The organism is Ferroplasma sp. Type II (assembly GCF_000496155.1).
This window is the reverse complement of record NZ_KI542733.1, coordinates 2443-3378: the sequence shown is the minus strand read 5'-3', so window position 1 is coordinate 3378 and position 936 is coordinate 2443. Positions and strand designations below refer to the sequence as shown.

Annotated in this window: 1 protein-coding gene; it reads left to right on the top strand. The window is 40.9% G+C overall.

What is annotated here, in order from left to right; genetic code table 11:
* Positions 1 to 31 precede the first annotated feature (31 nt).
* Positions 32 to 936, top strand: a 905-nt coding sequence (locus tag AMDU4_RS08100) for an MmgE/PrpD family protein (protein WP_290704663.1), incomplete at its 3' end; no start/stop codon positions are given.

The following is a 936-nucleotide window of genomic DNA, read 5'->3' as shown; positions in this document are numbered from 1 at the left end:
AACAATATATTATAAAACGCTATTATTTATCATGGCTATCGAAAATAATCTGGCTGAATTTATAAGTGGCGTATCCTATGAGAATATAGGAGAAGACGTAAAACATGAAGTTAAGCGAAGATTCATAGATGCATTGGGCGTTGCATATTCATCTATAGATTCTCCACCTGCGTCAAAGGTTAAAAAGATGATCGGGCTATATCCTGGAAATGCCAAGATTATCGGCATGGGCACATCATCTCCAGATTTCTCTGCATTTCTTAATTCACTGTTTATAAGATACATGGATTTCAATGACACATACCTGTCACTGGAACCATTACATCCAAGCGACATGTTCGGCCCATTAATTTCTATTTCCTCCATTTTCAATAAAACTGGAAAGGATTTGATTACAGCTGCTGCAGTGGGCTATGAGATAGGAACAAGGCTGTGTGATTCCACATCACTGAGGGCAAAGGGCTATGACCATGTAAATTTTACTGAAATAGCCATGGCTGCTGCACTTTCCAAACTGCTTGATTTTAATGAAAACCAGATAATAAATGCAATATCCATAGCACTTGTTCCACATGTGGCACTGAGGCAGCCAAGGGTAGGTGACCTCACAATGTGGAAGGCAGGAGCTGCAGCAAACAGTGCAAGAAACTCGGTTTTTGGTGCACTTGCCACGCTTTATGGCTTTACAGCTCCATCAGAGCCACTGTCAGGGAAAATGGGATTTAAGAACATAGTTGCGCCAGATATGGATTTCTCAAAACTTGAGGGTAAAAGAGTCGATGGCATTATGCGTACCTATGTAAAGAAATTTCCAGTTGAATACCATGCCATGGCAGCTGTGGAAGCATCCATGAAGTTGGTCAATGACCTGGACATGAACTATATAGACTCAATTGAAGTTTACACATACGAGGCTGCGGTTTCCATACTTGCAGA